This window comes from Sporacetigenium sp. TC11, assembly GCF_058146105.1.
Genome location: NZ_JBYVNY010000002.1, coordinates 193,966 through 220,399, shown reverse-complemented (window position 1 = coordinate 220,399; position 26,434 = coordinate 193,966). Strand labels below are relative to the sequence as shown.

26 protein-coding genes are annotated in these 26,434 nt (G+C 29.3%); 3 read left to right on the top strand and 23 right to left on the bottom strand.

The genetic code is table 11. From position 1 onward, the window contains the following. Window positions 1-18 precede the first annotated feature (18 nt). The 11 genes from ACUSRV_RS04000 to ACUSRV_RS03950 form a co-directional block, all read right to left on the bottom strand. Window positions 19-1,479, bottom strand: a complete 1,461-nt coding sequence (locus ACUSRV_RS04000) for a TrkH family potassium uptake protein (protein WP_490140629.1) — start codon at window positions 1,477-1,479, stop codon at window positions 19-21. 12 nt (window positions 1,480-1,491) lie between these two features. After that, a complete protein-coding gene (gene trkA / locus ACUSRV_RS03995) occupies window positions 1,492-2,847 on the bottom strand; it encodes a Trk system potassium transporter TrkA (protein ID WP_490140628.1) in 1,356 nt (451 codons plus the stop codon). A gap of 144 nt (window positions 2,848-2,991) precedes the next feature. Then, window positions 2,992-5,559 (bottom strand): ABC transporter permease, encoded by a 2,568-nt coding sequence (locus tag ACUSRV_RS03990; protein ID WP_490140627.1) that lies wholly within the window; start codon window positions 5,557-5,559, stop codon window positions 2,992-2,994. After that, window positions 5,560-6,237: an ABC transporter ATP-binding protein gene (locus ACUSRV_RS03985; protein ID WP_490140626.1), complete on the bottom strand. Its 678-nt coding sequence runs from the start codon at window positions 6,235-6,237 to the stop codon at window positions 5,560-5,562. An 81-nt stretch (window positions 6,238-6,318) separates the two neighbouring features. Next, window positions 6,319-7,557, bottom strand: a complete 1,239-nt coding sequence (locus ACUSRV_RS03980) for a sensor histidine kinase (RefSeq protein ID WP_490140625.1) — start codon at window positions 7,555-7,557, stop codon at window positions 6,319-6,321. Continuing rightward, the gene (locus tag ACUSRV_RS03975; protein ID WP_490140624.1) at window positions 7,544-8,245 is read right to left on the bottom strand and encodes a response regulator transcription factor; all 702 of its coding nucleotides are present in this window, start codon (window positions 8,243-8,245) and stop codon (window positions 7,544-7,546) included. Before ACUSRV_RS03975 ends, ACUSRV_RS03980 begins: the two co-directional genes overlap by 14 nt. Window positions 8,246-8,310: 65 nt before the next feature. Next, the gene (locus tag ACUSRV_RS03970; RefSeq protein ID WP_490140623.1) at window positions 8,311-9,078 is read right to left on the bottom strand and encodes a YfjL-like protein; all 768 of its coding nucleotides are present in this window, start codon (window positions 9,076-9,078) and stop codon (window positions 8,311-8,313) included. A gap of 23 nt (window positions 9,079-9,101) precedes the next feature. After that, window positions 9,102-9,551: a helix-turn-helix transcriptional regulator gene (locus ACUSRV_RS03965; RefSeq protein WP_490140622.1), complete on the bottom strand. Its 450-nt coding sequence runs from the start codon at window positions 9,549-9,551 to the stop codon at window positions 9,102-9,104. A gap of 198 nt (window positions 9,552-9,749) precedes the next feature. After that, on the bottom strand, window positions 9,750-10,232 hold the full coding sequence (locus tag ACUSRV_RS03960) for a DUF4362 domain-containing protein (protein WP_490140621.1): 483 nt from the start codon (window positions 10,230-10,232) through the stop codon (window positions 9,750-9,752). 2 nt (window positions 10,233-10,234) lie between these two features. Then, a complete protein-coding gene (locus tag ACUSRV_RS03955) occupies window positions 10,235-11,857 on the bottom strand; it encodes a LolA family protein (protein WP_490140620.1) in 1,623 nt (540 codons plus the stop codon). Between the two features lie 15 nt (window positions 11,858-11,872). Next, window positions 11,873-12,376: an RNA polymerase sigma factor gene (locus tag ACUSRV_RS03950; RefSeq protein WP_490140619.1), complete on the bottom strand. Its 504-nt coding sequence runs from the start codon at window positions 12,374-12,376 to the stop codon at window positions 11,873-11,875. Between the two features lie 299 nt (window positions 12,377-12,675). Between ACUSRV_RS03950 and ACUSRV_RS03945 the strand changes: the two genes are divergently transcribed. After that, window positions 12,676-12,879: an SHOCT domain-containing protein gene (locus ACUSRV_RS03945; protein ID WP_490140618.1), complete on the top strand. Its 204-nt coding sequence runs from the start codon at window positions 12,676-12,678 to the stop codon at window positions 12,877-12,879. 80 nt (window positions 12,880-12,959) lie between these two features. Here the strand turns inward: ACUSRV_RS03945 and ACUSRV_RS03940 are convergent, their stop codons facing one another. The 3 genes from ACUSRV_RS03940 to ACUSRV_RS03930 form a co-directional block, all read right to left on the bottom strand. Beyond that, window positions 12,960-13,649, bottom strand: a complete 690-nt coding sequence (locus ACUSRV_RS03940; protein ID WP_490140617.1) for a response regulator transcription factor — start codon at window positions 13,647-13,649, stop codon at window positions 12,960-12,962. A gap of 7 nt (window positions 13,650-13,656) precedes the next feature. Beyond that, entirely contained in the window at window positions 13,657-15,111 is a 1,455-nt protein-coding gene (locus ACUSRV_RS03935; protein ID WP_490140616.1) for a sensor histidine kinase, read from the bottom strand. A gap of 125 nt (window positions 15,112-15,236) precedes the next feature. After that, window positions 15,237-15,389 (bottom strand): hypothetical protein, encoded by a 153-nt coding sequence (locus ACUSRV_RS03930; protein ID WP_490140615.1) that lies wholly within the window; start codon window positions 15,387-15,389, stop codon window positions 15,237-15,239. A gap of 361 nt (window positions 15,390-15,750) precedes the next feature. Here ACUSRV_RS03930 and ACUSRV_RS03925 point away from each other — a divergent pair, with 361 nt between their 5' ends. Next, a complete protein-coding gene (locus tag ACUSRV_RS03925; protein ID WP_490140614.1) occupies window positions 15,751-16,362 on the top strand; it encodes a hypothetical protein in 612 nt (203 codons plus the stop codon). A 54-nt stretch (window positions 16,363-16,416) separates the two neighbouring features. Here the strand turns inward: ACUSRV_RS03925 and ACUSRV_RS03920 are convergent, their stop codons facing one another. The 3 genes from ACUSRV_RS03920 to ACUSRV_RS03910 are packed head-to-tail and all read right to left on the bottom strand — an operon-like array spanning window position 16,417 to window position 20,264. After that, complete coding sequence (locus ACUSRV_RS03920) at window positions 16,417-16,965, bottom strand: helix-turn-helix domain-containing protein (protein ID WP_490140613.1); 549 nt, start codon at window positions 16,963-16,965, stop codon at window positions 16,417-16,419. Window positions 16,966-16,985: 20 nt separating this feature from the next. Continuing rightward, the gene (locus ACUSRV_RS03915) at window positions 16,986-17,885 is read right to left on the bottom strand and encodes a glycyl-radical enzyme activating protein (RefSeq protein ID WP_490140612.1); all 900 of its coding nucleotides are present in this window, start codon (window positions 17,883-17,885) and stop codon (window positions 16,986-16,988) included. A 6-nt stretch (window positions 17,886-17,891) separates the two neighbouring features. Continuing rightward, window positions 17,892-20,264 (bottom strand): glycyl radical protein, encoded by a 2,373-nt coding sequence (locus ACUSRV_RS03910; RefSeq protein ID WP_490140611.1) that lies wholly within the window; start codon window positions 20,262-20,264, stop codon window positions 17,892-17,894. 217 nt (window positions 20,265-20,481) lie between these two features. Between ACUSRV_RS03910 and ACUSRV_RS03905 the strand changes: the two genes are divergently transcribed. Further along, window positions 20,482-20,931, top strand: a complete 450-nt coding sequence (locus tag ACUSRV_RS03905) for a hypothetical protein (protein WP_490140610.1) — start codon at window positions 20,482-20,484, stop codon at window positions 20,929-20,931. A gap of 29 nt (window positions 20,932-20,960) precedes the next feature. Here the strand turns inward: ACUSRV_RS03905 and ACUSRV_RS03900 are convergent, their stop codons facing one another. The 6 genes from ACUSRV_RS03900 to ACUSRV_RS03875 all read right to left on the bottom strand — a co-directional run bounded on the left by ACUSRV_RS03900 (window position 20,961) and on the right by ACUSRV_RS03875 (window position 26,394). Next, a complete protein-coding gene (locus tag ACUSRV_RS03900) occupies window positions 20,961-21,854 on the bottom strand; it encodes an MYG1 family protein (protein WP_490140992.1) in 894 nt (297 codons plus the stop codon). 203 nt (window positions 21,855-22,057) lie between these two features. Then, complete coding sequence (locus ACUSRV_RS03895) at window positions 22,058-22,471, bottom strand: (2Fe-2S)-binding protein (protein WP_490140609.1); 414 nt, start codon at window positions 22,469-22,471, stop codon at window positions 22,058-22,060. Window positions 22,472-22,510: 39 nt separating this feature from the next. Beyond that, window positions 22,511-23,212 (bottom strand): pirin family protein, encoded by a 702-nt coding sequence (locus ACUSRV_RS03890; RefSeq protein ID WP_490140608.1) that lies wholly within the window; start codon window positions 23,210-23,212, stop codon window positions 22,511-22,513. Window positions 23,213-23,451: 239 nt separating this feature from the next. Next, a complete protein-coding gene (locus ACUSRV_RS03885; RefSeq protein ID WP_490140607.1) occupies window positions 23,452-23,760 on the bottom strand; it encodes a winged helix-turn-helix transcriptional regulator in 309 nt (102 codons plus the stop codon). 158 nt (window positions 23,761-23,918) lie between these two features. Beyond that, the gene (locus tag ACUSRV_RS03880; RefSeq protein ID WP_490140606.1) at window positions 23,919-25,718 is read right to left on the bottom strand and encodes an ASKHA domain-containing protein; all 1,800 of its coding nucleotides are present in this window, start codon (window positions 25,716-25,718) and stop codon (window positions 23,919-23,921) included. Then, on the bottom strand, window positions 25,711-26,394 hold the full coding sequence (locus ACUSRV_RS03875) for a corrinoid protein (RefSeq protein ID WP_490140605.1): 684 nt from the start codon (window positions 26,392-26,394) through the stop codon (window positions 25,711-25,713). The genes ACUSRV_RS03880 and ACUSRV_RS03875 overlap by 8 nt, the downstream gene beginning before the upstream one ends. Between the last annotated feature and the right edge of the window lie 40 nt (window positions 26,395-26,434).

The following is a 26,434-nucleotide window of genomic DNA, read 5'->3' as shown; positions in this document are numbered from 1 at the left end:
GCAGCTTTTATTGTATTATTAACTTTTGTATTTAACCTTTTTCTTTAGTTTAAAGTATCCGAATATCATAATCAATGGAAATATTTCTAGACGACCTGCCAACATATCAAAACTTAAAACGAGTTTTGATAGATCAGATAATGTAGAAAAGTTCCCTACAGGCCCAACAATTGCTCCCAAACCAGGACCTACATTTCCCATACACGTAATAACAGCTGTTGTTATTGAAACTATGTCTAAAGAGTCAAAACACAAAATAATTACTGAAATTGATAAAATAATCATATAAAGAAAGAAGTATGAATGTGCTTCTTTAACAGTTTGTTCTTCCATATTTTTTCCATCAAGTTTTACCGTATAAACAGAACGATGATGAATTAATTGTTTTAAATCCCTTAAAGAACTTTTAAATAAAATTATAATACGTCCTACTTTTATTCCTCCACCTGTAGATCCTGCACTAGCTCCTATAAGCATTAATAACACAAGAAGAACTTGAGATAAAACTGGCCATAATGAGAAATCAGCCGTTATAAATCCTGTTGTAGTTATAATTGAACCTACCTGGAATGATGCATATCTAAAGGCCTCTAATATATTTTTATAACTAGGCATTATATTAATTGTAATTACAATAATAAAAGCTGCAATAATTCCAAGATACCATCTTAGTTCTTCACTTTTTAATGCTTCTTTTACGTTACCTAAAACGATTAAATAAAATATGTTAAAGTTAATTCCGAAAATTATCATAAAGATAGTAATAACGGCATCAGCATATGCACTATCATAATAAGCTATACTTGTGTTTTTAATACCAAATCCTCCAGTACCAGCAGTTGAAAAACTATTTAGTAAACTATCAAAGAAAGGCATTCCACCTAATAATAGTAGAATAACTTCAATAAAAGTTAATAAAGCATAAATTCCATAAAGAATTCTAGCCGTTTTTCTAACTGTTGAAACTAACTTTCCTACTACAGGTCCTGGAATTTCAGCACGCATTAGATACATGTGTTGTCCCTCTGATTTAGGTAAAAAGGCTAAAACAAATACAAGAACTCCCATGCCGCCAATCCAGTGAGTAAAACTACGCCAAAAAAGCATTCCATAGCTCAAAGCTTCAATATCGCTTAATATAGTGGCTCCTGTAGTTGTAAAACCTGAAACGGTTTCAAAAAACGCATCAACAAGGCTTGGAATTTCTCCGCTCAAATAAAAAGGTAATGCTCCAAAAAAAGAAACGAGAATCCAAGACATAGCTACAATAACAAAGCCTTCCTTTGCATAAATTCGTTTATCTTTTATTGGAGTTTTTGCCATAAAACCTCCAACCACGAGAATAACTGCAATTGTCGCTAAAAAATAAGTCCATGTACTTTCCTTATAAATTAATGAAGTTATTAGCGGCAATAAAAGCATAACTGCTTCAAATAGAAGGATTTTACCAGTTGTTCTTAATACCATTCTAGTATTCATGAAACTTTCCTCCTATACTAATATATCTTCTAAATTTGTTAAGTTTTGATTTGTTGTTACTACAATGACAATATCTTTAACCTCAATAGAGTCATCTCCGTTAGGGACAATTAATTTGTTCTTGCGCATTATTCCTGCAATTAATAAGTTTGGTTTTGTTTCAAGCTTTTTAAATGGTACTCCAATAAAACTTGTATTTTTACTAGCAATAAATTCTAATGCTTCAACTTGTTTATCAACAATTTTATAAAGTGTTTCAACTCCACCAGCAACACTATTTCCCTTAGCACGAACGTATCTGACAATTTTATTTGCAGTTATATCCTTAGGTGAAATAAAAGTATCTAACCCTACAGATTCTAACATTTTAATAATTGATTTACGATTTACCTTTGTTATTACCTTTGTTACTCCACAAGATAATGCATACATAGATATTATAACGTTTTCCTCATCTATACCTGTCATAGAAACACATGCATCAACAGCTTCTATTCCCTCTTCTAGTAATACTGATTGTTCTGTACCATCTGCATGTATAATCTCAGTATTTGGTAAGTATTGACTTAAATAACGGCAGGTATCCATATCATTATCTATAATCTTAACCTCTATACCTAACTCAGTTAACTGTTTAGCTAGATGATAAGCAATTCTACTTCCCCCTATAATCATTACAGATTTTATCTTTCTTTCAAAAATTCCTGCAGATATCATAAATTTTTCTAAATTTCTATGCGAAGCTGTAATATGTATTTTATCTCCTTCTTCTAAAATAAAGTCCCCATTAGGGATGTACACTTTTTGCCCCCTTTGAAGTGCACAAATTAATACCTGAGCTTTAAATTTTTTAATCAAATCACTTATTGATACACCTATTAATTTACTTTTTGGTCTTACTTTTACCTCTGCTAGATCCACTCGACCTTTTGCAAAGGTCTCAACCTTTAGAGCTGATGGGAAACGTAGTATACGAGCAATTTCGTTTGCAGATGATCTTTCTGGATTAATCATCATACTCAGTCCCATACTCTCTTTCATAAATTCTAGCTGAGATGAATACTCTGTCTCTCTTACACGAGCTATAGTATGCTTTGCTCCTATTTTTTTGGCTACCATACAACAAATTAAATTTACTTCATCAGATGATGTTACTGCAATAAATAAATCTGATTTACTAACTCCAGCTTCCATTTGAATATCGTAAAGTGCACCATTGCCGCAAATACCCATGACATCATAATTATTAACTACTTCTTCAACTTTTTGTAAATTTTTATCTATAACTACAATATCATGGCCTTCATCTGCTAGATGTTCTATCATAGTACTTCCAACTTTTCCACTACCTATAATAACTATTTTCATAATTACCCCTCCAAAAGTATTTCTAAAGCGTTTTTATCTTTCTATAATGTAATTTATTTGGTAAATTTTATGTAAATAATATAAAAGGTTGCATCCTTTTGGATACAACCTTTTATATTATTAAGATATACTTCAACAAATTAATTATATACTTTCCATACGTATGTTGTCTATTATATTTTCTTTATTTAGCTTATTTATAGGTATATATGAAGATATGAACGTTATAATAAATATTCCAACAACCGATAAAACAATTGCTTCCCATGGTAAAACTGCTTCAAATTCTATTACACCGCCTAGAATTCTATTCATTAATAAGTTAAGGACAATTCCTATAGGTATTCCATAAGCTAATGAAAGTATTCCATATAAGAAACTTTCTAAATATATCATTTTGTTAAATCCACTAGGTGTAACACCTATTGACCTTATTATAGCAAGCTCTCTTTTTCTTAAATTTATATTTGTACTTATTGTATTTACTATATTAGTTACACTAACTAATGATATTACAGCAACAAACCCATATACAAATATTTCTATTACTCTATAGCTTTGTCTAACCTTTAGAGATTCTTCGCTTTCATCTCTAAAATCATAATAGTATTTATCTGCAACATTTTTTATAGCCTTTTTTGTAGTTTCTTTTTTATCAGAATCTATATATATAGTTCCTTTTTCTACTTTATATCCTAATTTCTTACCTACTTCATCATAAGTTATAAACTCTAAACCCATTGTTCTGTAATTATAGTTCCCCGGAATTAAATCATCTGTTATAGCCATTATTTTAAATTTTATAGGCTTTATTATTTCTTGCCCGTCTTTATTATAATCAATTATATTTGCATTTACTATATCTCCAACCTTGTATTTAGTTAGCGTTAACTCAGCTTTTTTTCCTTCTTCTTCATAATAACTTTTATCTACAAGTATTACTCCAACTTCATCTATAGCAGTTTCTTTTTCAAAGCTTCCTTCTTTTAATTTTAATTTACTTACTGCTATATCTCCAGGAAAGTTTATTGAGTTATTTACAAAATTATATAAGTACTCATTTCCTACTTTTGCTTTTTCATAATATTTTTCTATTATTTTTTTATTCTCTTTATTTATTTTGTTTTCATAAATTTTTATAGACAAACTTAAATCATTGTAATTTGTTGCATTAAAGTTATTTATTCCAGAAATATTATTTAGTTCACTTACTATTTTTTCTCCTATTTTGCCATTCATTTGATTTTTTGGATTAATAACAATATCGTGAGTTACTTGGCCTGATCTTACAGTTTCTGCCTTTAACATCATCTTCATGAATCCAGAAAAGGATATAAATATAACTATACTTATTATTAATGAAAATAATGTTATTCTAAATTTCTTATTATTTCTTCTTAGGTTTTTGTAAGCAATTACTCCTTCAGTTTTGAAAATTGCCTTAACTAATTTTGAATCTTTAACTTTTCCTATTTTATAATCTCCTGTATTTCTTATTGCATCTAGTGGTGAAGTTTTGGCTGCACTTATTGCAGGTAAAATTACAGATATAAATATAGTTATTAAAACTATAATTGAACTAATCAATATAATTTCAGGACTGTATACCACCCTTAAGCCCATCTCACCCATATATGATTTGCTAAATAAACTTTGTATTAGTTTAAATAACATATCTATTGCAAAAGTACCAGATAATAATCCTATAGGTATTCCTATTATACTTACTATAAAACCTTCTATAAATACTAGCTTCATAACCTGGCTTCCGGTTGCCCCTATTGAGTTAAGTATTCCAAATTGCTTTTTGCGTTCACTTATTGATATACTAAATGCATTATACACTGTAGCTATTGTACATACAATAACTAAAGATGTTACAAGTATTATTATATCTCTTATAGTTGTATTTATATTTTCGTGTTTACTCGCCCCTTGTAATCTTAATAAGTGTTCATTGTATTGTATATTTTCTAGCTTTGTATTTGAATTTTGTGCTATTTTAGGTACTTTACTATATACTTCCTTAGGATCTTTTACAATAATTGATACATTTATTGTTTTATCACTAGATATTTGAGAAATATCTAGATATGTTATACCTGTTGTAACTGAATTTCCAAATTCAAATCCAGGTTTAGCCATTATCCCAACGACTTTAAATGTTTTTTCTATAGGGTCTTGTATATATTCTTTATCAGATACGCTATAATCACTTGGTTTATCTCCATTTGAACTAACCCTATCACCTATATTTAAAGTTATTTCATCCCCTATTTTGTAATCTTTCTCTAGAAATAAAGGAGAGTCTTCACTAACTATTATTTCATTACTATTAGTAGGAAGTTTTCCTTTCTTTACTGAAACTTGATATCCTTCAAATGAACTATTGTCGTACTCTTTCACTTGTAACATATTTAAATGTTCATCACTAAGTTTCGCATGACCTAAATTACTACTAAGGCCTGATGTTTTTACATCTGAAGATTTAGTTATACAATCTAAGTTTTCCTTTTTTACATCGTAAAATGTTGCATGAAAGCTACCTCTGCCTTTTATTGTCTGTCTTATTTGATAGTCCATATAACTTTGGTATATATTTCCTATACCACATATTAATGCAGTAGATAATATTATACCTATTATTGTAACAATTGTTCTTTTTTTGTTTTGTATCAAATACCTTAAAGTTAAAGATGTATATAAATTCATTTATATCACCTCGTCACTTTCTATAATTCCGTCTTCTATAGTTATAACCCTATCTGCTTGAAGAGCTATATTGTTGTCATGAGTTATAATTATTAAAGTTTGATTGTATTTTTTAACTGATAATTTTAATAGTTCTATTATTTCCTTTGAATTTTTAGTATCTAAATTTCCAGTAGGTTCATCTGCAAGAACTATAGATGGTCTATTTATTAATGCTCGTCCTATTGATGTTCTTTGTTGTTGTCCACCTGATAATTCGTTTGGTAGATGATTTTCTCTTTCCTTTAGTCCAAGTGTACATAATAAATCATTTAAATAGTTATTATCTACGTTTCTATTATCTAACTCTGCTGGTAAAAGTATATTTTCTTTTGCACTTAGTATTGGTATTAAGTTGTAAAATTGATATACAATTCCTATATTTCTTCTTCTAAATATTGCTAAATCTTTGGTTTTTAGGTTGTATATATCTACATCATTTATATAAACCTTTCCACCTGTTGGTTTATCAACTCCACCTAATAAATGAAGTAATGTACTTTTCCCACTTCCACTAGGCCCTACTATTGCAACAAATTCCCCTTTATTTATAGATAAATTAATTTCTTTTAGCGCATCTACTTTTGTTTCGCCTTTTCCATAGCTTTTAACTAAATTCTCTACTCTTAGAATCTCCATAATTACCTCCATATTTTATTAACTTTATAATTGTATTCTACAATGTAGACATTACTATAAAGTGAATTTTAAAATGACAGATTAGTCACTATAGCTTTTAAGGAAGGTTATGTGAAACTCTGTTCCTTTGTTTTTTTCACTATTAACAAATATATCTCCATTTTGGCTTACTATTATAGACTTTGCCATAGCAAGTCCTATACCTACGCTACCTTCTTTTGAAGAGCTTTTACCTCTATAGAATCTTTTAAATATATTAGGTATATCACTTTTATGTATTCCTTCTCCACTATCTTTTATTATTATTTCTGAAAACAATGGATTTTCTTTGTAACTTATATTTATACTACCCCTATCTCCTGTATGCTCTACACAATTTTTAATTATATTTACTAATGCTTCAACTGACCAATCAATATCTCCAATATATGAAGCTTCTTTATCTCCTTCTATTGTTAATACTTGATTTTTGATTTCAATAGGTATTAACATGGGCTGTATTGCTTTATGAATAAGTTCTTTTATTTTTATTTTTTCTTTCTTAAAATTTATTACTTTGGCCTCTACCTTAGATAGCTTTAACATACTTTTTATTAGCCAATCCATTCTATTTAATTGAGTTTTAATCTTATCTAAAAAATCAATTTTAACTTCTTTATCTATATCTCCATACATTAAATCATTTAATATCATAAGAGATGTCATTGGGTTTTTTAGTTGATGTGATATGTCCGAAATTGTATCATTTAAAAATATCTTTTCTTTATTTAAAAGCTCTACTTTTTCCTTAAGGATATTTGTCATCTTTATAAGTTCTACTTTTAAAAGTCCAATTTGACCTTCTTCGTTTATATTTTTCATATTAAAATTTCTACCTTCTGAACTATGATATACATAGTTTTTCATCTCGTTTATATCTTTGTATAATTTTTTAAAATAACTTAAAATTAATATTAAAATAAATAAAAAGATTATAAGAACAACTAATATATTTAAACCTACTATGTTATTTAAACTTTCACTAATTATAGGCTCTGTGTCTAAGCTTATATTTTTGTCGTAGTTGTATTTACTTAATATTTTCTCTCCGAATTCTACATTATTAGATTTGCCTTGTGTAATTATATCTACTATATCTCTTTCTAGTTCTGGATTATTTATTACTATTTTTCCTATTATAGCTTGGTTGTTTTCTACAACTTTATCCTTAATTATATATAAGGTTAATAAACTAGATCCAATACTTATTACTATAGATAAAATAAAAAATCCTAAGTACTTTCTAAAAAAACTTTTAACTTCTGGATTAGATATGTACATTTTCATCACATCCTGTCCACTTATATCCAATACCCCTAATAGTTGTTATAAACTTGGGATTAGATGAGTCATCTTCAATCTTTTCCCTTAATCGCTTTATATAAACTGTTAGAGTATTGTCGTTGACGAATTCATAGGCAACATCCCAAAGTTTTTCTAATATTTGATTTCTACTAAGTGCTATATTTTTATTTTGTATAAGTATTAAAAGAAGCTTATATTCAACTGAAGTTAAAAATATCTCTTTATTTCCTTTGTAGACACTTGCTTCTAGAGTATGTATACTCAAATCACCAAACCTTAATATTTTTTTATTATCTTCTATACCGCTTTTTCTTCTTAAAACAGCTTTTATTCTAGAAATAAGCTCTCTAACCCTAAATGGCTTAGTTATATAATCATCTCCACCAATATCAAGGCCCATAACAACATTTACTTCTTCATCACAAGCTGTTAAAAATATTATAGGAATATCTGATGAACTTCTAATTTCTTGACATAGTTCATAGCCATTGCCATCAGGTAGAGATACATCTAATAAAATTAGATTGTAATCACCATTACGTAGTTTTTCTCTTGAAGTTTCTAAATCTTTTCCTATATCAACATTAAATCCCTCTTGTTCTAGGGCGTATTTTACTCCAAATGCTATTGTGCTATCATCTTCTACTATAAGTACATTTGTCATATTTATCTCCTTTTTTACTTTACATATATTGTAGACTAACTATTGGTTGCTCTATTTATAATATATTATTTTTTATCTTCCTTAATAAAAACACTAATTGTACTATTTCCATCATTATTTTTAGCATCTTCAAGAATGCTTGTAAGTCTATCACTTTCGATATCATCAGGAGTAACCCCATTAACCATTACAAACATTTTATCATTTTCAGTGTACAAACTGTATCTGTTAAAATTGCAATTATTCTTTACACATGCATTATGAGCATCAGTTAAAACCTTTGCTATTTTTTCTAATGAGGTATCCCCTAAATCAAGTCGGATTGTAACTTCTGAATCTATAGGTAATTCTTTATCAAACACCATATCAAGTTTTAAAATATCGTTGGCATTTTCATACTCATCTTTATTAAACATTACCATTGTAGTATTGTTTTTATATCCAAGTTCTTTAGCAATTATATCTTTTGCAATAATAGAGTACTCATCTGAAAGTCTTTGTATAGTATTAAACATACCTAATACATAAGTTTCATAGTCATCTCGTTGAACTTTGCCATTTCGATAATATATAGCAAACTTAGTATCAATACTAGTTTTAGATCTAGCCATTGCTACATATGACCCATCTTTAAAGTTATAGTATGATTTATCTATCTCAAGATCTAAAAAAGAATAATTTTGTTCCACATATTGTTCTATAGCTTCATTTGCTATAATTTGCGATATTGGATTACCTACAAAAGAATTAACAATAAAAAGAATGGCGGCAATAAGTGCTGTAGATGTCACTCCTATAATTATCTTTAATTTTGATTTTTTATTATTTTTCATTTTATTCCCCTCTCTTATATATGTTATGCTAATAGTTCTTGTAGTCTTTGTTTTATATAATCTAAATCGAAGGAGTAACATATTCTTCTTTTATTACTATCCAAAATTCTATAGTGATTAGATACTATGTTTTGTTGAATTGTATAACAATTTTTAATATCTATGTCTTTCCACCAAATCTTTCCTCCCAGTGTTGATGTATATTTCCTTTCATTATTTTCATATGATAGTAAACGAATAATATCTTCAACTTCTCCACCAAAAGCCAATTCTAGTATCTCACTATCTTTAAAGATAACACATGCTGTAACGGCAACCGGCCAACCCAAACTACCTCTCTCCTTTTCAACTTGTACAAGGGTTTTTTTAGATATTCCAATTATCTCCGCCATCTTATCTTGTGTATATCCCTTTTCAGCTCTTAAAAGCCTAATTTTTTCATCAACTTTATTTATAAATTCAGCTCTTGTCATTGTTTTCATCACTCCTTAGGTACAATTTAACACTATAATTATTTATATGATAGTAAACACATAAAATACCCTTATAGTGTAATTTTACACTATAAGGGTATTTTTATCAATTGCATAGTAAACATCTATCCTGTATTTAATTAAACTTCATTTATAAAATCATCCTAGCTAATCTACATTTTGGTATTTTTTTATAACTTATTTATTTCTTATATCAATTAAAGGTATTTTTTTACCCATATCAGTTTTTGCTATATAAGTTGTATACCCATTGTTCTTTTGTTTTAATATATCAACTACCTTATACTCTCTCTTCTGTGGGCTGCCAAATTTATCTCTTGTATTATCTTGTACAAGTTTTATACTTTCTCCTATAATAATTAAATCGGATATTATGGGATCACCTTCAACTGTATAAGTTGTTACTCTTATCATCACGCCATCATCTGCTTTTTTATTCTTAAACTTTTCAATAAATTCATCAAATTTCTCTATATTGTAACCTTCGCCGTGAACTCCTACAACATCCCCATTTTTTTTGGCTAATTCTGGACTGTATTCTTGTGGAAGCTTATCTAGTTCTGTATAAGGATTTAATATTAGATTAGATGTCTTTGAAGTACATGCTGAACCTAAAAACGTTATTATTAAAACTAAAAGTATAACAGTATATTTTTTCATCATTAGCCTCCACTTACTATATTTTTTTCTTCGTATCCAACTACTGTCCATATTCCTGTGTTATCTTGTCTTATAAGTCTTTTTAGGTATACTTTACTTATAGGTGACTTATCTGAACTTACTTCTACAACTGCTTCTTTGCCGTTGTTTTGAACTGTTTTAAACTCTTCATAATCAATTGGATAATCTCCAACTATACCTTCTGGAGATATTTTTAGACTTACAAAAACTTGAGCTACAAATGCTGGATCTAGTTTCCATGGTGAATGTCCTGCATCAACATTTTTTTGATCGCCTTCTTCTGCTTCTAAGTCAACAATAACTTCAACCTGTGGCTTACCAAAAGATTCTTCCGATAAATATAATGTTCCATTACTTAAGTCCTTTATAAATAAGCTTAATTCTTCTAAAGTAGTATTCCCAACTACAGAATATTCAAATCCATCTTGTTGCCACCTAACAGAGTTTACGTCTACTCCTTCTTTAATTTCAGCTACATTATTATTTATCTTTCCTAGAACTGATGTAGATTCTGGTTTAAATTTATGTGAGACTTTTTTCTGTAAAACAGAAACCTTCTTTTTATTATCATTAGAAAAATAGTTTATTTTAACAACCTTTGTTTTATTTTCAACTATTATATTTTCCACAGTAAATGATGGAGACATATTTTGAGGTACCTTTGGTGTAAACCCTACAATTCCTTCTGCTTCTTCAACAGTATTTACTACTTGTTCTGGATTATTATTAACTTCCTTATATCCTTTTGGTACACTATATGCTAAAAGATCTTTTGGAACAGCTTCTATAAAATCTATACTATCATAACGTACAGTATACTGTAGTGAGTAATCCATAGAAGATTGCTTTTGTAACGGCATATTTGTTTCTTTATCTATCCATATTTTATAAGGGCTTCCTCCTTGTGGAGTCACTTTTACTACTGTCGCGGCTCTTCCTGCAATTACACCGGCACCTACAACCTCAGTTTTAAGTGCAGCTTTTACATCTTTTATTTCCTTTGCAAGTTCAAATGTGAAGATATAAGGGTCTGGAAAAGCTGAAAATACGTCTACCTCCTTTTCATTAGGTTGAACTTGCCATTTCTTTTGACCATCGTTTGCAGTAATTAAATCCTTTTGTGAACCTTCTATTCCCTTAACGTAATAACGACCTTCTTTATCGGCCCATACCTCTACTTTTGATTGGATTGTAGATTTCCCTTCAGCATTTTTTTCTACAATTTCAAGAACTCCATGATATGCCTTTACATCTTTAAAAGCCTCTTCCATAGCATATACTACGTTATTTCTACCAAAGGGCTGCATTATATTTAATGTAATTATTATTGCAGCAGCTGCTGCAATGGAGGCACCTCCTAAGAACCAAATTTTTCTTGATTTATTTGAACGCTTATAATTTAACTCATTCTTAATATTATTAGCTAGCTTTTTATCAAAACCTTTATCTGGAAGACTTGGTTCCTTTAAACTTTTTACAATTCTTATAGTTTCAAAAAGCTCTTCCATTTCTTGTGACTCTATTTCACTGCCGTGTTCACCAGGTTTTTTTTCTTCATTTAAACTATCAATGTAGTTTGATAATTTTTTTTCCTTATCGTTCATATATATCCCTCCATTTTATATATCGCTTTTTATTATCTTTGTAAGATTTTGCAGTGCTCTATATTGCAAAACTCTAACATTTCCTTCACTTTTATCCATTACTTTAGCAGTATGTGCTACTGAATACCCCTTTAATATTCTTAATTCAATAACTCTGCGTTGTTCTTCATTTAGAAGTTTTAGTGCAGTTTCTATGAGCTCACGTTGAGCCATAGTTTGTGTATGATCTTCTGTTGATGCTTCCTTTGGGTTTATATCTTCAATGTTAACAATAGTTCCATAGCGTTTATCTTTTCTCCATCTATCTTTTATAACGTTTGATGAAACAGTCTTTAAAAAACTTACAAATTTATTTATCTTTATATCATTCTTTTGTATATATGAAATAGCCTTAATATATGTTTCTTGAGTTATATCTTCAGCTTCTTCTTTATTTTGAACTTTGAAGTACACATATTTATATATATCTTCCCATGTAGCTCTGCATAGTTGTTCTATGCTTTTTTCGCTTTCCATCATAGTCAAATCTCTCCTTTCCTAGCTAGCACTTATAATAATTATGACGTTGAATATATATTAAATGTTACATGGCATTATGTGGAATTAATAAAAAATTAATAATAGTACTACTTTATAATTTTGTTTATTTGTCTAAATTAATACTTAAAATCAAAATAAAGTTTTTAGATATTTTTATAAAATTTTTATATTTATTTTAAAGATATTTTACCTTTCTTATCTATAATAATCACATAGACAAGGGATAGAAATTAAGTTGTTAAAACTTGTAGGCAAAATAAATTTAAGGAGATGATATTATGTTTGGTTTAATAGGTGTTGCTACTATATCAACTTTAAGACTATTAATATTTGTAGCAATTATTGCTTTCTTTATAAAACAATATACAAATTTAGGTGGGGGAAGAAGTAACGCCTTAAAAATGTTAGATGAGAAATATGTAAATGGAGAAATATCAGATGAAGAATATAAGTGTAAAAAATCTATTCTTACTCAAAAGTAATACTATATGCAAACAAAATAATAGCATCCATGATTTGTGTAAATCAAATCTATGGATGCTGTTCTAATATACGTATAATGCTATACTTTGAATCTATATCCAGCTCCCCAAACAGTTTCAATATACTGTGGCTTTGAAGGATTTGCTTCTATTTTCTCGCGAAGTTTTCCTATATGAACTGTAACTGTAGCTATGTCTCCAAAAGAATCTATACCCCAAATTCTATCAAATAGATCATCCTTACTAAAAACCCTATTAGGATTTTCTGCTAAAAATGAAAGTAAGTCAAATTCTTTTGTAGTAAATGTAATCTCTTTCTCGTTTAAAAATACCCTTCTTGACATCTTATCTATACGAAGACCTCTAATATTTATTTCATCCTTTTTTGGTTCTTTGCTTCCTATTAGTCTATCATACCTTGCAAGATGAGATTTTACCCTTGCAACAAGTTCACTTGGACTAAAAGGTTTTGTAATATAGTCATCAGCACCAAGACCAAGCCCCCTAATCTTATCTATATCTTCCTTTTTTGCAGAAACCATTAAAATTGGAACATCCTTTTTTAGTCTAATTTGCTTACATATTTCAAACCCATCAACTTTTGGAAGCATTAAATCCAATATAATTAAATCATAATCTTCACTTATTGCTTTTTTTAGCCCACTATCACCGCTATTTTCAATATCAACTGAAAATGAATTTATCTCAAGATAATCTCTTTCAAGTTCTGCAATACTTTGTTCATCTTCTATAATAAGTATTTTTTTCATTTTATCCCTACCTTTGTTTTTTTAAAGTGAAAAATATACTGGTCCCTACACCTTCTATACTTTTTGCCCAAATTCTACCTTCATGACCTTCTATTATTCGTTTAACAATTGAAAGCCCTAATCCACTACCTCCAGTTGAGCTATTTCTTGAAGAATCTGTTCTATAAAACCTATCAAAAATAAATGGCAAATCTTCGCTAGGAATTCCCTGCCCATTATCCTTTATTTCTATTATTAACTCATTTTCTTTTTCATTAACGATTATATCTATCCTGCCTCTTTCTTTGTCCATATACTTTGAAGAATTTTGTACAATATTTATAATAACTCTCTTTAATTTTTCTCTATCAATAAACACTATTTGATTATTAATAATTCCAATTTTTAAGCTTAAAAATATGTTATTTTCTTCTAAATCTAAACTAAGTTCTTCTACACAGTCTTTAAAATATTTTTCAATATCTACCTCTTCGAAATTAAATGGTAAGTTGTTTAAATCAAGCTTAGAAAATAAGAATAATTCATCTATGAGTTGATCTAAGTCAGATGCTTTTGTATAAATAGTTTTTATATATCTATCCATTTTTTCTGGACTATCTGCTACTCCATCTATAATACCTTCAACATACCCTTTAATAGCAGTTACTGGAGTTTTTAGATCGTGTGAAATATTTGAAATAAGTTCTTTTCTATTGTTTTCATATTGTATCTGAATATCAATAGATTCTTTTAACTTTTCCCTCATTTTTTCAAATGCAATACACAACTCTCCTATTTCATCGTTTGAAGTACGTTTAACTTCAAATTCTAAATTTCCTTCTTTTATGCGATTTGCTGCATCTTTTAAAGTTTCTATAGGTCTTAATATACTTTTAGATATAAAATATGTAAGTAGCCCATTTGTAGCTATTAAAATTAATAAAATTGCAATACCTATATATAAAGCAACTCTTTGTACACTTTTTAAAATTAAAGCCATATCTGTTATGAAAAATACAGAACCTTCGCTTTTATCTGTAAAATAAAAATCATTCTGTCTAATAAAACTCATTTTATTTTCAAAAATTTTATGATCAAAATTTTTATCTGAATCTGAGCCAAATCTAGGCAGATTATTATTCAAGTCCAAATTCTTCAAAGATTTTGAAGAGTATATAATCTCATTATTTTTTCTAATAACTATCCCTGTATTATGCTCAATTAGATCTTTTTCTAAATTTTCAAGATATATTTTGTCCTGAAGTATATCTGGGTTTTCAGAAGCTACCTCTTCAATATTCTCAAAGGCTAATTGGCTTTTTTCCATAAAATGATTTACAGGATTACCATTACTAAATCCGTAGGATCCAGCTATAGCTCTAGCATTCAAATCTGTAATAATAAAAGAAGCTATTGTAGTAAGTACAATAGGTGCAATAAACATTACCACGTAAGACAATATTAATCTTGTTTTAAAGGACATATATAACCACCAAACCCTTGCTTATATTTCTTTCCTATAAAATATGTATAGCCTATACTATAAAATATTATAGTATAGGCGTTTTTTTATCTTCACATAGTATATCCAATATCTACATTTTTCATTTAGCTCCATGTATACCATATAACATCTCTCTTTTTCTCTTTTGAATTTATTTTTTTTTTGTTTTTTTCTTTTAATCTTAAAGATGAAATTATTACTGAAGCTATAGTTTCTATTACATATCCTATTGAGTATTTTTTAGTTTCATTTATCATTTTTAAATCCTCCCTTTATTTTTATACTCTTATTTGAAGTGTTTTTACTAGCTCTTTCTATACACTTATTCTACAACTTGTTTATAAACTCCAAATAAAACAAATATAAAAATTTTATAAAATCTAATAAAGATATTATAAAAAAGCCACATTATGCTTAGTATAAAACCAAGCACAATGTGGCTGTAGATCAGGTCTATTTAATAATACGCTATCCTTGTTTTTTATTATGGTGATTAAATCGGCTCTTAATAAAAATTGCTCTAAACTACTAGTCTTAGTAAATAGAAATATGGTATATTGTAATGATAATTAAAATCAATCTAAAACTATTGGAAAACTATATAAGGAAGTGATACCGTTGGAAGAAATTAATCTTTCGATACATGACTCTGAAATTATACATTGTGGAGGAGATCAACGCTGGTTCCCACGTAAAACTCACCAACTTAGTGGCTGTGGTCCGATTGCGGCAGCTACTATAACTGCATATTTATCTCAAAGCTTTCCGGATAAATTTTATAAATTATATCCTCATAAGGGTAATATAAACAAGAATGACTTTATAAAACACATGGTTGAAATTCGTAAGTACGTGAAACCAGGAATATTTGGTCTTACATCAGTTGACCAGTTCTCAAAAAATGTTTTGTCTTTTTCTAAAACTAAGGGAGTAATTTTAGTACCTCATATTCTCGATGAAAAGGTCAATATGAGTGAAGCTATAAACTTTATTTCTAAGGCTTTATCCAAAAGACTCCCCGTTGCCATTTTAATACTTAAACATCCTGTAAAAGAATTAAGTGATTATACTTGGCACTGGATGACTATAACCGGTTTATGGTTAGAGCCTAAGGATGAAAAACACTATATTTCAGTATCAACCTACGGTGAACGTCGTGAAATTGATTTAGATCTTCTTTGGAATAATAGACGTCCAAAGGATATAATAAGACTGGCATACTTCAGCTAATTAAAAATGGAGATACACCAACTGGTATATCTCCATTTTATATTATTTTTTCATTTATCTGTATAATTCTATATTATTAAACACAGCTTTATTGCTACCTACATTTTTATAGCTATGTCTTAAATTTCCATCAAAGCTCATTGAATGTCCTTTACACAATCTATACGACTTATCTTCAACTTCTACCTCTATATCTCCATCAGTTACTATTACATACTCTCTTGTAACATTATTATGGGTAGCTGATACATGATGACATCCTTCATCTAATTCAATTATAAATAATTCAAACCTGTTTTTTAAGTCAAATGGGAAGATAGGATAAAGTCTCATACTACCGTTTTCTTCTGGAATAAAATCAACGTCTTCCTTTTTTACAACAACACATTCACTATTGTTATCTAACAAAGCTGTAAAGCTTATCTTTAGCCCTGTTGATATTTTCCATAAGGTAGATACAGTAGGATTTGATTCGCCTCTTTCAATTTGTCCTAGCATAGCCTTACTAACTCCAGTTAATTCCGATGCCTTATCTAAACTAATTCCCATTTCTTGTCTTAACTCTCTTAAATTTGCTCCAATATTAGGACTTTTATCTTGCATATTTATAATCCTTTCTTGTATTACTTATATTCTACACATTTAACCCCTAATTCTTGTATTACTTTCTTTAGGTGTTCTAGTTTATCCCTATCTATATTATCAAATTCATATATATAATCGTCAAGTCCTAATAATTTATATTTATCTATTCCAAGTTTATGATATGGAAGAAGTTCAATTTTTGGATCTTTTATATGCTCTTTTACGAACATAGCTGTTTTTTTAATATTTTCTAAGTCATCGTTAACATTTGGAATTACTGGTATCCTTATTACTGTTGATTTATTTAGCTTACCAATATGAGCTACATTTTCTAGTATTACTTTATTGCTTAAACCTGTATATTCTCTGTGCTTATTTTCATCCATAACCTTTATATCTATAAATATATGGTCTAGCTTTTCAAATATGTCCTTACATTTTTCCCAATTAAAGTATCCACAGGTTTCTATTGCTGTATGTATTCCCTTATTGTAAAAGTAATTAACTAAATCTCTTAAAAATGAAGTTTGGTAAGTGGGCTCTCCACCTGAAAAAGTTACTCCACCACCTGATTCTAGGAAAAATATCATATCTTTTTCCACTTTTTTTACTATTTCTTCAATACTCATTTGAGTTGTCATTATAGAAAGTGCATTGCCCTTACAGCTACTAACACATTTGCCACATAAATTGCACTTTTCATTTATTTCATATCTATTAGATATACATGTTATTTCCTTAGGACATACATTTATACACACTTTGCAGTCTATGCATTTATGTTTTGAAAATCCTAGTTTAACTATGTTGTTCCAAGATTCTGGATTAGAGCACCATTTGCACTTTAGGCTGCATCCTTCCAAAAATACAGTAGTTCTTATTCCATCGCCATCGTTTACTGAAAAGGGTTGGATTTTTACAACTTTTCCTAAGCTCATATAATACTAAAACTCCTTATGTTCATTTCTAGCTATTATAGCATCTTGCATTTGTGGCGATAAGTTGACAAATTGAGTACTATAACCCGCAACCCTTACTAAAAGATCTTTGTATTCTTCTGGATTTTCCTTAGCTTTTAGTAGTGTTTCATTTGATATTGTGTTAAATTGAACATGGAATGCTCCTAGTGCAAAATAAGATTTTATCATAGAAGTTAAGTTTCTAAGTCCTCTTTCAGTTGAAACTAACTCTTGATTAAGTCTTAAGTTTAGAAGTGTTCCTCCTGTATGAACATCATGGTTAACCTTTGCTGCTGATTTCATTGCAGCTAATGGGCTTGTTGTATCAGTTCCTGCAAAAGGCGATACACCTTCTGTAAGTGGTTGAGTAGCTTTTCTTCCACAAGGTGTTGCCCCTATTATCTTTCCAGTTGGAACGTAGTTTGAGATTCCCATAAATGCACTGTTAAACTTTGATCCAAATATATCTTTGTACTTTCTTATTTCATTGTAATAGAAGTTTGATATTTCAACTGCTATTATATCAACATAATCGTCGTCATTTCCATACTTCGGAACATCTATTGCTAATTTTCTTAAATCTTCATATCCTTCCCAGTTGTTTTCTAGAGCATTATCTAAATCTGCTAAAGACATTACCTTATCTTCAAATACTAATTTTTTTATAACAGCTAATGAATTTGATACTACACCTAAGCCTATTCCTGTTAAAACTGGACCTATATTATATTTTGCTCCACCTTTACTTAAGTCTTGACCTTTTTCAAAACATCCATCTACACAAGTTGATAAGAATGGTCTTGGAACTATTTCTTGATGAATTTTTTGTGCAATTGTAGTACCTATTACAGAGTGTTTTATAAGATATTCAAATTGTCTAAAGAAAGCTTCCTTAACTTCTTCATAGCTTTTAAATTCTGTAATGTCCTTTTCATCTAACCCCATTTGCTCTTTTGTAAGTCTTGATTTTCCTTGATTAGTAGCATACTCAAGTGCTGCTCCAAAGTTGATATTTACTGCTGATGTCCATTGTCCTGTCTTTCTAAAGTGAGGAACTACACATCCACAGTTACTCCAATCCCTGGCATCTTCTGCATCATATCCATCTTGAAGTAACATTTGACTTCCTGCACTGTCACTATGAATAGCAGGGAATCCAGTTCCTTCTCTTACTAATCTTGCAACTTCCATAACAAAGTCATCTGGTGCTCCTTGGTGAATTCTTACACTTAATCCTGGCTGATGTGTTTTTACATTTTTTGTGGCTTCTAAGCACATGTATGATATTTCATTAGTAGCATCAGTACCGTCTCTCTTCTTACCTCCAATAGTAAGGTTTTGAAATTGGTTATATCCTGCAAAGTAGTTAGCAGTGTTTGCTGATATAGTCCACACCCATTCAGATAATTTAATCCAAAGTGCTTCTATTAATTCTAGTGCTTCTTCTTTAGTTGTGTTATTATCTTTTATATCTTTTTCATAGTAAGGATACATATATTGGTCAAATCTTCCTAAGTTTAGAGCCAATGGATTTTCTGATATAACTCCTCCTAGTTGAACAAACCATACAAATTGAATTGCTTCGTAAAAGTTACTTGGTGGATTTGCTGGAACCCTACTACATACATCACATATTTTTAATAATTCTTCTTTTCTCTTAGGATCTTTTTCTTTTTCACTCATTTCTTTTGCTAAAGTTGAATATCTATTAGCAAAATCCATAATTCCCTGTGATACTATTGATTGTGTTTTGTAAAAGTTTATTTTATCGATGTTTTCTGGAATTGAAATATCTAATTCTTCCACTTTTTTATCTGCTTCTTCTTTTATTTTTTTATATCCTTTTTTAAAAAGTATATCTTGATAATCGGGAGTTATTTCTCCAACTGCCTGCCTCCATTTTGAGTCATTATCTATAATTCCTGTATCTATTAATATTTTTTTAGTTTCTTCTGGAACTCTTTTTAAAAATACTTCTTCTAGTGATTGACCTTTCCAATAAGGGAATATTTCTTTTCTAACAAACTCCCTTTGGTCATCATTCATAGTATAAGGATCTTGAACCCTTTTATCAAAGTTATCCATTTCATTATCTACCCATTGCCATGAGAACTCTGGTGTTAATATTCCCGATCTTCTAAATTCCCCTGCTGTACCTACTATTAATTCATCTTCAAATATTTGTATAGGTAATTGATTACAGGTATCTAAGAAAGCCTTTGCCCTTCTTATAGATATTTCTTCACCTTCTGTAGATTTATGAGACTCTGTAAAAATTCTAGCTCTCTCATAAGAAACGCTTGGTTTTGAATTTATATACTCATCTTTAAATTTTTTGATTCTTTGTGTTGTATTCATTTAACTCCCCCCTTGTGCGTTATACTATATATTTAATACATTATAACACACTTAGTATTAATGTCTATAATTTTTCCTAAGTAATAATAAAAACTGAAATTACTAGTTTTTTGCGAAATTTAACATTTAAAAGATGTATAATAAAATAAATACACAATTGTAAAATATTGTTAATATAATTAAATTATAAATACCTAATAATGTTTAGGAGGGAATAATGATGGAAATTGTATATCGTTTACTATTTATATTGCATGGATTTGTAGGAATAGGAGCTTTAGCTGGGGGATTAGCTGCTATAATTAATCCTCAAGGACCACTTGGTATGTCCGTTGAACCTTTAAATAATTCGCCTTTTAGTAATTATCTAATACCTGGAATTATACTGTTTACTGTAATCGGTCTTGGAAGTATTATTAGTGCTTTTATGTTTCGTTATAAATTAAAATTTCAAGGTTATATAAGCAGTGTTTTTAGTTGGGCTTTAGTCATCTGGATTGTAGTTCAATGTATAATACTTAATACAGTTGTTTTCCTGCATATTTTATTTTTTACCATTGGATTAATTGAAGCTGCTTTATCAATTGTTATTTTATTTGAGCATCGTTTATTTCCAACAAATATTATATTGAAATTTTATAGGGAAATAAGAAAAGAAAATAATTAAGGGAACCTATATAGGTTCCCTTAATTATTTTAGTCTTCATCACTATTAATTGCAATTTTAGCCATTTTCATTATTCCATTAAAACTTCCTGCCACTGCAATAAATCTTCCAGTATGACAAAATACTGCATCTTCAACACCTGTTATCGCTGCAAGTTCTTCATTTTCCTTACCTGCCCAAGCTCTTGGAAGATGTTTTCTAGTGCCATCTTCATCTCTAACAGTTTGCATTGTATATTTACCGTTACTTGGAAAAACTATAAATAAAACTTCTCTTTGCTCATCAATATTTACAAGAGTTTCTTCCCATGGACAGTATTTATCTAGAACTAGTACTTCATAATCCTTCCTATTATTATATGCTGAAATAACTACATCCTTTGCCTTAATTATTGATAACTTACGTCTAATTGTATTATTCAAAATAGGTACACATATTTTAAGAGCTTCATGAAATGCTTCATTCTCCATATCTTCTACATACCAAGGTGGGTTAAATCCAGTTATAATATTTGATATATCCATTGTTGGAATATCTTCTTCTCCTGTTCTTATGCCATTATCTTGAGCGTCAATTCCCTCAATTAAGAGCCAATCAACATAATCAAATATTGATTCAATTTCATCTTCTTTTAGTAATGGATCTTTCATACGTATTACTTCTCTTCCAAATTCATTCCAAATTAAACCACAAGCTGCGTATGGTATTTTATCTTCTCTATATACTTTTTCAACCCCATGGTGGTCAAACTTACCCCCACCAACGTCGTATACAATATCTAATTCGTCTAATATTTTTGTATCTCTAGTTCTAACTACTTCAATTTCAAAAATTTCGTTAAGAATTGCAGTTGCCATTACCTCATCAGCATGAAATCTACCATTATGAGTGCCTAGTCTTTTAAAAGGTTTTTTATTATCTATTTTAATCAGCCCCTTAAGTTATATATTGATAAATATAGTACTGATTTTAATATGACCTATTTTCTATTATTCTACACTAATCAATTAACATAAATTCCCCAACATATTATTCTAAGAAAATAAATAAAACCATCTACCTAAAGGTATATTTATACCTCTGCATAGATGGTTTTATATTATATGTTAAGTATTTTTTATAATTATTATCTTGCTAATAATTGAGCAACTAATTTTTTATTACCTTCTACACAACCACCACAACCAGTACCAACCTTAGTAACAGCTTGCACTTCTTCAAATGACTTTGCTCCATTTTTAATAGCATTCGCTAAATCTTGTACAGTAACTTTAAAACATCCACATACTACTTGATTTTCATCGATCTTTTTTCTTAATAACAATTCATTAACTAAAGCTTCATTGCTTCCTACACACTTACCACAACCAGTACCAACCTTAGTAGCAGCTTGCACTTCTTCAAATGACTTTGCTCCATTTTTGATAGAATTTTTTATATCTTCTTCAGTTACATTAAAACATCCACATACTACTTTATTAGTATCTCCTTTATTTTCACCTGTACCTTTAAATAGCTTTGAAATTATTGATTTTATCATTTTTGTCTCCTCCATTATTTTTATATATTATTTAGGCTTTTAATCTTGTTCATTCATTTCTAAAACTAAGATATGTGACTTTTCTTTTGCTTTAATTAAAATATTTTCTTCAACTATTTCCATTCCATCTCTATCAGCTAACTCAATATCATTAATTAAAGAATTCCCCTCTATTTGAATTAAATATGCCTGTCTTCCTTCCTTTACTGGAAAATCAATATCTTTTCCTTTTTCAAGTTCTAATGAATAAATATCCATATCCTGATTTATCTTTATTGGTGTATTTCCATCTTTACTTGAAACCATATGAAGCCATTTATTATTTCTATCATCCCAATTAAATCTATAGTCTCCATAGCTAGGTTCATATCCTTGTTTATTAGGCATAATCCATATTTGTAAAAGTCTTAACATATCTTTTCCAAAGTTATGTTCACTATGATATACTCCTGTTCCAGCACTCATGTACTGAACATGACCACGAGTTATAGTGTTTTTATTGCCCATGCTATCTCCATGCGTAAGTTGGCCATTAACTACATAGGATATTATCTCCATATCTCTATGAGGGTGAGTATCGAATCCAGTACTAGCTTCAACTAAATCATCATTTATAACTCTCAATACACCAAAGTTCATATTATCTGGATTGTAATATTCAGCAAAAGAAAAGTGGAATTTGCTCTTTAACCATCCAAGATTACTACTACCCATAGTTTTGCTTTCTATCTTTCTTAACATTTTACATCGCTCCTTTTTAAATATCTTTTATAGATTTAACTTTAAATATAAATTAATTACTATGAAAGTTATTTAATATCATTACAAATGTATACTTAGGTTTTTTATTATACTATGTTACTTTTAGTAAGTAACTTTAAATTAATTATTGCATGTAAATTAAAATTAGTCAATAGTTTTTTTAATAAAAATAAAAAGAACTCCCTAAAATTAATAGGAAGTTCTTTATATTATTTTATTTAGCTCCATTTTTCTGCCCATTTTTGAATTTCATCCATAACAGTTTCTAATTCATGTCCTTTTTCTGTAAGTTCATACTCTATACGGACAGGGATTTCTGGATAAACCTTTCTACTAACAATCCCTTCCTTCTCCAATTCCTTAAATCTCTCTGTAAGCATACGAGCACTCATATTCGGAATTGCTTCTGCTATATTAGAAAATCGCTTTTCTCCACCTAATAATGTTCTTATAATTAATCCAGTCCATCTCTTTCCTAATAGTTCAAAAGCATTTTCAAACTTTGGACACATATTATATTTTTCCATATCCAATCACCACCTATTGCTATTATATCATGCTTACTTAATAAAAGTAAGTTACTTATGATATTACACCAATATCAGGATTAATTATCATTGTATATAAAAAAACTGTACACTTTTGAATTTAGGAGTACAGTTTTGCAATTTATAAGATTATTTATTTATATTTTATTTGAAAACATAAGGCACTGAGCAAAAAGTCTTTCGTATCCTTCTGATGCTCCTAGTTCCATATAGTCCATTTTATGAGCTAGATCTTCCATTTGTTGCTTTACATCAACAGACATTAATGCCATGTAAGCTCCTGTTTTAGAAGAATTTCCTACATATACTAACTTATCCTTTATTTCTTCTGGTAAAATCCCCGTTCCTACTAAACTATCAGCAGGTAAATGAGCTCCAAATTGTCCAGCTATCATAACTTTATCAAGCCTACTCATATCAATATTTGCCCCTTTTAGTAAAGCATAAAAACCAGAAAGAATAGCTCCTTTTGCTAATTGTACCTGACGAACATCTCCTTGCGTAATTAATATTTGTTCTGGGCTACTTTGTAAAACAAATTCTCGTTTTTTCCCATCTAATTGTATCATGTTATATCTATAATCAGATTCATCTAGTTTTTCCTTTTTAATGAATCCTCCATCTTTTTTAACAAGTCCTATTCTAATCAACTCTTTAACAGCTGCTAATATGCCACTTCCACATAGACCTATAGGTTCTTCGTCACCTATAACTTTAACTTCAATTCCTTCTTCAGTGATTTTTATATCTTCAATAGCACCATCTGCTGCCCTCATACCATAGCTAATATTCATACCTTCTAAAGCCGGTCCTGCTGCACAAGAACAAGATAGTAGTTTCCCATGATTTGATAAAACTATTTCTCCATTTGTTCCAATATCAATAAATAAGATATTTTCATTAGCTTTATGTAGCTCACAAACATATGCACCTGCTACAATATCAGCACCTATATATGAAGATACTGATGGAAGACAATATAGTCTTGCCCCAGGGGCTGCCTTTAAGCCAATATCTTTTGCTAATATGTTTTTTGATTTAACAAATACTGGTGCATACGGTGACTTTCCTATAGATGTTGCATCAATTCCTAAAAGAAAATGCATCATTGTACAGTTTGCTGCAACGGAAATCTCATAGATATTTTTTCTATCTATTTTAGATTCTTTACACATATCTTCAATCATTTCATCTATAGAATTTACAATTGCATGTTGAAGCTTTTCCCTAGAATCATCTGGATTTTCTAATTGATATGTAATTCTAGTTAAAACATCAAGACCAAAGCTTTTTTGAGCATTAATCATTGAAGCTTTAGATAGTTCTTTCCCAGTTTTCATATCAATTAATGCAGTTACAACCGTTGTAGTTCCAATATCAATAGCAACTCCACAAAGAATATCAGTTGTATCTCCATACTCAATTCCTATTAACTCTTCACCATTAAATACTCCCGTTACCTTTTCATCTTTAATTTCATACTGTTGTAATAACTTCCAATCAAATTTTTCAATACCAAATGTATTACATATAGAATCCTCAAGTGAAATTTGATTTTCTAGCGTAGGTTTTTTTATTTCAAAAACAGCTTTATGAATTGCAGGTTTAAATTGAAAATCAGGCATATATCCAGTTGTAAGTACCTCATGTTTTCTTTCTTTTTGTAATATCTCAATTACAATATCTTCTTGAGGTACTACTAAACATGATAGTCTTATTCCAGAGTTAATCTCTTCTTTTTTTAATAGTTTAACTTCCGTTTCTGATGAAGGTGGTAAATTTCCTTCTAAAAGTTTAATCTTGCATTTTCCGCAAGAACCTCTTCCATTACATGGATTATCAACGAAGCAGTCGTTTTCTAATAGCAGTTGAAGTAAGTTTTTGTGAGGTTCATATTCAAAGATTTTATTTTGTTGTTTAATAGAAATCTTAGGCACTAACTTCATCTTCTCTTTCTATATCTATATTAAGCAATTTTTTTGCTAATTTAACTGCCTCAACTGCATTAGGCGAATACCCGTCTGCTCCAATTTTATCAGCAAATTTCTTTGAAATTGGTCCTCCACCTATAATAACTTTAACTTGTTCTCTTATACCTGCTTCTTTTAACAATTCTACAACTGTTCCCATTCCACCCATTGTTGTTGTCATAAGTGTTGACAAACATACAAGTGAAGCATTAACTTCTTTAGCCTTATCCACAAAGCTTTGTAATGGAACATCTCTACCTAAGTCGTACATCTCAAACCCAGCTGTTTCTAACATTATTTTTACTAGGTTTTTTCCTATATCATGAGTATCTCCTTCTACAACACCAATTACAGCCTTTGGTTTTACTGCATTTGCTTCCTCTGAAGAAAGATGCGGCCTTAAAACATTTAGCCCTTCATACATTGCATCTGAACATAATAATACATCTGTAACAAAATACTCTTCTTCCTCATATAATTGACTTGCTCGGTTCATACCATCTACAAGACCTTCCATTATACCATCAAATGCAGGGTATCCTGCTTCTATATATTCATTACTGCTTTCAATTACATCTTCTTCTTCCATTTCTAATACGCTATCTGATAACCTTTTTAATAGTTCCTCTTTTGATATTGACATTTTGCTTCCCTCCATTTTTTTCATTTAATAAATTTATATT